Annotated in this window: 4 protein-coding genes; 1 reads left to right on the forward strand and 3 read right to left on the reverse strand. The window is 66.4% G+C overall.

Going from position 1 to position 8163, the window contains the following annotated elements; translation table 11 throughout:
- Positions 1-1127 precede the first annotated feature (1127 nt).
- Positions 1128-4292: a hypothetical protein gene (locus GEV06_27485; protein MPZ21603.1), complete on the forward strand. Its 3165-nt coding sequence runs from the start codon at positions 1128-1130 to the stop codon at positions 4290-4292.
- Positions 4293-4463: 171 nt separating this feature from the next.
- On the opposite strand, the gene GEV06_27490 is transcribed toward GEV06_27485, so the two are convergent.
- From GEV06_27490 to GEV06_27500, 3 genes are all read right to left on the reverse strand, one after another.
- Complete coding sequence (locus tag GEV06_27490) at positions 4464-5066, reverse strand: hypothetical protein (protein ID MPZ21604.1); 603 nt, start codon at positions 5064-5066, stop codon at positions 4464-4466.
- Positions 5067-5272: 206 nt separating this feature from the next.
- Positions 5273-5464: a glycosyltransferase gene (locus GEV06_27495; GenBank protein MPZ21605.1), complete on the reverse strand. Its 192-nt coding sequence runs from the start codon at positions 5462-5464 to the stop codon at positions 5273-5275.
- Between the two features lie 524 nt (positions 5465-5988).
- The gene (locus GEV06_27500) at positions 5989-8043 is read right to left on the reverse strand and encodes a hypothetical protein (protein ID MPZ21606.1); all 2055 of its coding nucleotides are present in this window, start codon (positions 8041-8043) and stop codon (positions 5989-5991) included.
- Positions 8044-8163: the final 120 nt, after the last annotated feature.

An 8163-nucleotide genomic window follows, 5' to 3' on the forward strand; every position in this document is an offset into this window, starting at 1 on the left:
ACGAATCCAGTCGAGGACGTCTGCGGGATGGAACCTCCTTCCTCTCACGCCGAAGCGTTGCGAAACAAGTAAACCGCGCAAGTACGCACGGCGGACGGTTTCTTCGTGGCAACCGACGAACTCGGCGACGTCGAAGGCAGTTAACAGCCGGTTGGGCAGGCCCTCTTGTCGAGCGACCACGTCGGCCGCGAGTTGATTGTCGATCTGAGCGCGCTCGGAATCAGAATACAGATTCTTCCTCATGGCCTCCTCCGAGGATGGGTGGCACCGCAGCACGGTGCGGCAATACCGGTGTACGTGGAGAAGCGAGCCGGGAGGCCCCGCCGAGAGTGAAGGACCTGCGATCCATCACTAGTCGGCGGCCGGCTCGGAGGGCCCGGCGGGCATGGCGTCCTGGGACGGCTCATGCCGGGTCCGGGTTGAGCGCGACAGCAACGTCAGGAACTCCCTGGCGGTGCTGACGGACTTGCTGCCCGCGCTGCTCGGCTCGGGAGGAATCCGCGACGCGCAGAAGGTGTTCTCGCGCGCATCGTCGACTTCCGGGCGTTGCGACGAGCCTTGGGTACGAAGACTCGGCGCAAAGCCTGTGATGCAGTTTATGGACTTGACCGGCCCATCGTAGTGTGCTCCCGTGCGGTTGACCCTGAGGACGAACCGCAGTCGTTAGCACTGATCGCGTTGTGCCGGCGCCTTCGAGTGGTCTCGTGCCGTCTCAGGCTGCCTCGCGCCGGCTGCGATCTCATCCAACCGCCCCGGTGTTCGCTGGGGAGCTTCTCGCTCTGGCCGTGGGGCGGGGAGGTCGAAGCGAAGTCCACGCGGGCCTGAGACCGACGTGGAGACTGGCGACTGATCGTCACAAACGATGATTCAAAGGTACGCCTGTCGCGTGCCCGTGTCAAGTCAACCGTGATTGACAGTCAACCGTGATTGACGACAAGGACGATAGGAAGCATGAAGGCCCTGTCATGCGTGCCTCCACGCGCGTCCTCAGTTTACATATCGTCCATTATCTGACGTGGCGCCCCCTTCGGCACGGAACGCCCGTTCTCCTGAATCTTTACCCTGCCGTTGCTCACGTGTTGCCTCGTCGAAGAGGTCGTGCCTCATGATGCCGTCATCCCTCGCGCGTGCCGACGGCCAGGCGGGGCCCTCGTCCAACGAGCGACGAGGACAACTTCGGGAGGCGATTCTTGACCAGACGGGTACGACTGACGGGATGGAGTGGTGTGGGGGTGCTGGCGCTCACGCTGGTGGCAGGCGTGCCGGCGACCAGTCGTGCACAGGCGAGCCTGGGTACGGGCGTTCTCAGCGGTACGGTCCTCGATGCGCAGGGCGGAGCGATCGCCGGAGCCAGGGTCACCGCGATCAACGCCGGCACCGGCGGCACACGCGAACTACCGACGACGACAGCTGGACAGTTCACGATTCCGGTGCTGCCGCCCGGCGACTACACGGTCATCGTCGAGCACCCGGGCTTCGCGGTGTTGACCCGTGACGGGCTCACGGTAACCGTCGGGGGCACGACGCCGCTGCGCCTCGTCCTCCAGCCGGAGGGCGTCCGGGAGGCGCTGACGGTCGTCGCCGACACGCCGCTCATCGACACCACGGCGACCGACGAGTCCACGCTCATCGATCGCCGGCAGATCAACGACCTGCCGATCAACGGCCGGCGCGCCGACCAGTTTGCACTGCTCGCGCCCGGCGTCACGCGCGACGGCCGATTCGGTCTGCTGAGCTATCGCGGGCAGTCGGGCATCTTCAACAACTTCACGCTCGAGGGCAACGACGCCAACCAGGCGTACTTCTCGCAGGCCGCCGGGCGGACCCGGATCGCGAGCAACGTCAGCGCCAACGCGATCCGCGAGTTCCAGGTGACGCGGTCGAACTTCCTCCCCGAGTTCGGCCGCTCGGCCGGCGGCGGCATCAACGCAGCGATCCGCTCCGGCACCAACCGCATGTCGGCGGACGGGTTCTACTACTTCCGCAATCAGGCGCTGAACGCGCGCGACCCGCTCGCCACGATCAATCCGGACGAATCGCGTCACCAGTTCGGCGGCTCGGTCGGCGGGCCGCTGGTGCGCGATCGCGTCTTCTACTTCTTCAACTACGACCAGCAGCAGCGGGACTATCCGCTGATCATCGAGGACTTGAGCGGCGTCCTGACGAACGGGCTGCCGGCCAACCCGGCGGCGGCGGATCGGGCGGCGTTCGCGGCGGGTGCCGAGCTGCTGCGCAGCAAGTTCCCGGGCGGCGCCCCGGGCAACACGATTCCCCGCACGGCGAACCAGAACCTCGCGCTCGGCAAGATCGATGCTACGCTGAATCCCTCGAACCTGCTGTCGGTCACCTACAACTACCTGAACGCGCGGGCCGAGAACGGCATCAACACGCCGATCGTCCTGGGTAATGTCGGCCGAAACGGCAGCGATGACGTGCGGATTCACAGCTTCAACGTGCGGCTCACCTCGACGCTGCGCCCGACACTGGTCAACGAGCTGCGCGCCAAGGCGAGCCGCGACTTCGAGTACGAGTTCGCGAACCAGCCTCCGCCTCAGGTCTTTGTGGGAAGCTTTTCCTTCGGGCGTGCGAACTTCCTCGAACGGCCGGCGCTGCCGGACGAGCGGGGATTACAGTTCATCGACAACCTGTCGGTCATCACGGGCCGCCACTCGTTCAAATTCGGCGTCGACGTGAACCGCGTACGCGACATTATCGACCACCCGAGGAACTTCGGCGGGACCTACAACTACCCGGACGCGCTCAGGTTCGGTCGAGACGTGATCGATCCGTCCGGTCGAAGCTACACGTCCTACAGCCAGAGCTTCGGCCTGTCTGGCCTCGACTTCACGACCACCGACTACAGCGTCTTCGCGCAGGATCAGTGGCGGCCGACGCCGAGCCTGACGCTCAACTACGGCGTCCGCTATGAGTTCCAGGACCTGCCGGCGCCCGTGGCGCCGAATCCCTCCGTACCCGAAACGCAGCAGATCACGGAGGACCGCTCGGCTTGGGGGCCACGCATCGGCATGGCATACGACGTCAGGGGCAATGGCCGGACCGTGGTGCACGGCGGATGGGGCCTCTACTATGGCCGTACGCCGAACGGCATGATCCGGAACGCGCTCACGCAGACCGGGGTGCTGGATCCCAATCACACCACCATTGGCATCACTCTGCGGCCGGGCGATGCCGGCGCGCCGGCCTACCCGGAGATCCTGGGCGGCCTGCCGCCGTCGGCCGCCGGCGCCGTGTCGATTTTCCGCTTCGACCCGGACTACAAGCGGCCCCGCCTGCAGGACTTCAACGTCGGCATCGATCGGGAGCTGGGCGGGGGCTACGCCGTGTCGGCGAGCCTCGTCTACACCAAGGGTGAGCGGCTGCCGATCGAGTCGGACGCCAACCTGCCGGCGCCAGCCTTCACGCGCACGTATCAGCTTCCCGATGACAGCACATTCCAGGTGCCTTACTCCGCCGGCGTGACGCGAACCGCGGACGGCCAGTCGCGGAACGTGAACCACTCCCGCCCCGTCCCATCGCTCGCCGCGACGAACACGATGCGATCGATCGGCGAGACGTGGTACCGGGCGGTGTTCTTCGAGCTGAAGCGCCGCTTCGCGAACGGCTACCAGATCGGCGTCGCCTACACGCTGGCGAAGGCCGAGAACCTGTCGGGGTCGGCGAACGGCAGCGGCGCCGGCGCCGAATCGCCGTTCGGGGGATCGAGCGTGCAGAACCAGTTCGATCTGGGGTCGAACCGGGGCGCCGCGCCGACGGATCAGCGCCACCGGCTCGTCGTCAACGGCATCGCGAACTTGCCCGCGGGCTTCCGGCTCAGTGGCATCTTCACCGCCGAATCGGGCCGGCCCTATTCGGCGGTCATCTCCGTGCCGAACCTGCCGTTCACCCTCGACGGTGTCCAGTACAACGGCTTCGGCGGCCTGCTCGGACAGGGTGGTGGCGCCGACCGAAACCTCGCGCCGAACATCGTGCGGAACAGCACGTATGGCGACGCGAATTACAGGCTCGACGTCCGCGTCGCCCGCGACTTCCGCCTCGGCGACCGGCTGATCGTCGAGCTGATCGCGGAAGGCTTCAACGTGCTGAACCGCTCGAACTACAACGGGTTCCAGACCACCCTCTACACGGCCAGCTCCACGTCGGTGAGGACGCCGCTCTCGACGCCGGTCCGGCTCATGGAGCGGTCCGACTGGGGACGTCCCAACAACGACGCCTCCCAGCCCGACGGCACGAACGCCCGGCGCTTCCAGCTCGCAGCGCGATTCCGCTTCTGAGGAGACCACACATGCTACGCACGAACAGGCATCGCACGACGGTCCTTGCACGGGGACGATAGGACGGATGAAGGGCCTATCCCTATCGGAAGGTCAACAGATCCTCCCTTATCGGACCCGCCCTCCGCACGGACCCGCCCCCCACACAGCGCAGATGACGTGATGCCCGCGTCACGGCTGCAGTCCTGTGAACGACCGGGCCGTGATTCCGACGATGGTCGCCGTCACCTCACCAACGAGGATGGCCTTCCCTATGACGTCGATGCGCTCGCCAAAACGACGTTGCCAGAACTGATGGCTGATGACGGCCACAGGGCCGTCCGCTCCGCCCGCTCCCATGATTCGGTCATCCGCTGGTAGAATCGCTCGACCGAGCCGCATTCCAACTCCGAGGAGCTGAAAGAGGTTGCCGGAGGCGTATTCGACTGTCGCCAGCTCGAGCTGGCCGTCAATGGTGACGCGCCGCTCCGTCAATTGAAATGCGCCAAGATCGCTTAACTGCGTCGAGCCGCCTCTCAAGGCCTGAAAGAGCGGGTAAGAACTGCCGCCACCCCGTTCACCTCGCGCCTCGACGAAATACAGCTCCTGCGGGTCACTGACCGGCAGCGAGTGCAAGAGAACAGCATTCGCCAGTGTGAAGACTCCCGCATTGGCCCCGATGCCGACCGCCAGCGTCACTACCACGAGCACCGTCAGCCCCGGCACCCGACAGAGCACACGCACGCCATACTGGAATCTGCGAATCGCCGTATCCAACCAGTTCGACATAAACATCCTTCGTACCGCCGTTACAGCTCAACGACTGGTCTCGATGACAAGCATCGGTCATCCGTGCGCCGCACGCTGGACGGGATCTCGTCTGCGATGGTCTAATAAGAACCGCATTATATCCCTGAACAACGGCATTCGCTGACTGACGCGGCGGCCATCAGATGTCCGAGAACGAAACTGCCGTCCTGCGCGGCCGTAGCGAGCGCGCGTCAGGGAATCGAGGGCCACGTTGACGAGCGCTTCCGCGAGCGCGTCCGGACGCCCGGCGGCACCACCAAACCAGTTTCGCCGTGCGTGACAATCTCCTGGCCGGCTCCTCCGCTCGTGAGGATCTCTGGCAGCTCCATCGCCATGGCTTCGACCAGACATCGGCCGAGCCCCTCATCGTCACCGCGGAGCACAGCGCATCGAGAGCCGCCGCATCGACCCTGCGGACGTTACCCAGTCCTGCAGTCGAGTTTGCGGATCATCGTCTGCACCGCAGCAAAGGCCTCCGGATGCTCGAAGATCTCTCGCTTGAGAAGAGCCAGATGTTAAGCATACGGTGCCGGACGGCGTGCACAGCCCTGATCAGGAGATCGTGACGCTTGTTCGGCGCAAAGCGCGCGATCATCGCCACCACGAAACAACCGCTCAAGAAACCCCGTCCGAACAGACGATAGACGATATTAGACGGGTTTTTGCCGTGGGCCGTGGCGGCGGTTAACGGAAGTCCCATTATCTGACGTGGCGCCCCCTTCGGCACGGCGCAGATAGCCCCTGGCACGGGCAGATGACCACAACGGGCGCAAATGATGGCGTACAGTACTTCGAGTGATCGAGGACCGACTGCAATCGATGCAATGCCCAGGGACGATTCTTGTCCGTGAACAGACGCCTCCCCAAGCAACCACCGGCCTCGGGACGCAAGCCCACGCAACGGCCGTCAGGGAATGTCAAGATCGAGCGTGAGGGACCGGACGCCGACAGCGACCGGGGGCGCCCGTGGCGGCCGGGCCGGCGGCACCTCCGTCGGCAGGCCCAGGTGGCGCAGGATGCGCTGCACGACCGGTGGCTTTTCGATGAGCGCCAGCAGCCGGAAGCGCCCGCCGCACCGGGGACATCGCAGCACATCAAAGCCAAACGTGCGTTGCATCAACTGCGCCCAGAGCCAGTTCGACCGCCGCTGCGCGAAGGGGGTCGGCGCTGACTCCTGCGGGTCGTCCGCGGCGCCGGTCACCGCCAGCGCAGGCACCGATGCTCCCTCCATGGGAGGGGACACCGTCGGTGCCGTCATTACCACGGCATCGCCGGGCTTGGGCAGACGCGACCGCCACGTCGCATGCGCCGCGAGCACGCCGTAGTACAGCACCAGGTTGATCCGCGGCCGCGGCGTCACTGCCGCCAAGCGTTCGATCAGCTCCAGCGGATGGAACCGCAGGTGCGTCGTGCCGTCCGACCATCGATGCCGCAGCTCGAGGAGCACCTCCCCGTCAGGGGTTAGCCGGATTCGGTCGTGCGCAATCGGTGGCCGCAGCGCATAGCGACACACCCGCTCCAGCCGGGCACGATCCCCCACCGGCACGACGACGCCGGCCTCGAGATCGAAGCCACCGCGCGCCGCATGACACGGTCCGCGCACCAGCGGAAGCGGCTCCTGATCTGGCCAGCCACCCCAGCGGCGCACTTGAGCGCCCGCCCGCGGCCCGAGCGCCACGCGCCCCTCGACCGACGCGGCGGCAAGCCCCGCGAGGATCGGTGCGTCGTCGACCCACGGATCGGCCGTCCCCGGCTCTGCCTGCGCCGCGGACAGGCGTCGCCGCGCGAGCAGGCGCTCAATCCGCCGCGCGATGGTCACCAGCAGCGCCTCCATCTCTCCATCAGTTGGAGGCGCCGCCGGATGAAACACCAGGCTGCCGGCCGCCTCCTCGGCGAACACGCCATCGACCACGAGGGCGTGCGTGTGCACGTTGAGGTTGAGCGCCGCGCCGAACCGCTGCACGATCGCCACGGCCCCGCTCCGGCCATTGCCGATGCCCTGCGCGCGGGCCCGCTGCCGCAGGAACCCGAGCACCGCGCGCATGAAGACGCCGATCACAGCGCGACACAGGGCGTGATCCCAGGCGAGCAGGTAGCGTAGGCGATGGGGGAAAGTCAGCACCCACTGCCGGACCGGCACCGCCGGGAACACCTGGTCCACCAGCCAGCGCTGATACTCGCTCTTGAGCTCGTGATCGAGCACCACACGTTCGATGTGCGCGCCTCGCTCTAGCAGACACGCCTCGGCGTGTTCGTACGCGCGATAGAGCTGGAGGTCGTGCTCCAACTCGCGCTCGCGGACCACGCCCGCGTGGAACGCCTGTTGATGTTCGCTGTCGAGGTCTCGATGGCGTTCGAGAAGGCTCCGGCCGGCCTGGGTCAACGTCACCGCCTGGTCGCGGTAGCCGGGCACGCGCGCGGTGTCGATCAGTCCTTGCTCGCGCAGGTGGCGAAGGTCGCCTGAACGTGGATCGGCCGGCCCGCCGTCGTTGTCGCGGAGGTCACGACTGGAGACGACTCGGAAGGCACCGAGCGTCGCGAGCGTCCGCGTTTCCGAACCGCGTAAGGTATATTCACGGTCGCGATCACGGACGCGCTCGCGTTCGGGTCCACGCGGCAGTCGAACATGGCGGCTGAAGGCATCTCGTACGCCCCAATCGCGTTCCTGAGCATCGCGATCTCGCTCTGGCCATCGCGCATCGTCTCGGTGGCCGCGAGTGGGGTCGTCGGAGGCCTGCCGGCCGTTCCCAGGCCCGCGGCCGAGCGTCCGCGCGTCCTCGTCATCGCGCTCGCGCGATCGGGCGTCAGGTCGCCTCCAGTGGTCGTCCCGATGCGGCGTTCCTGATGCTCCTGACGACCCACGCCGGCTGCGAGGCGCTTCGATGTCCTCGCGGGTATCGCGGCTGCCCCGACGAGCGGCATCGCGTCGGTCGTCGTAGTCTCGTGGATCAAAATCGAACATCGTGAGCTCCCGTTCGACGCTGGTAGAATGCATTCATGCGGATCGCATCGCGCCGGGTCGTCCGCGAGCGTGTCGAGGTCCATGCCGAGTTGCCCAAAGGCGCGTCGGTGACCGTTATGG

Source organism: Luteitalea sp. (assembly GCA_009377605.1).
Taxonomy (GTDB): Bacteria; Acidobacteriota; Vicinamibacteria; order Vicinamibacterales; family Vicinamibacteraceae; genus WHTT01.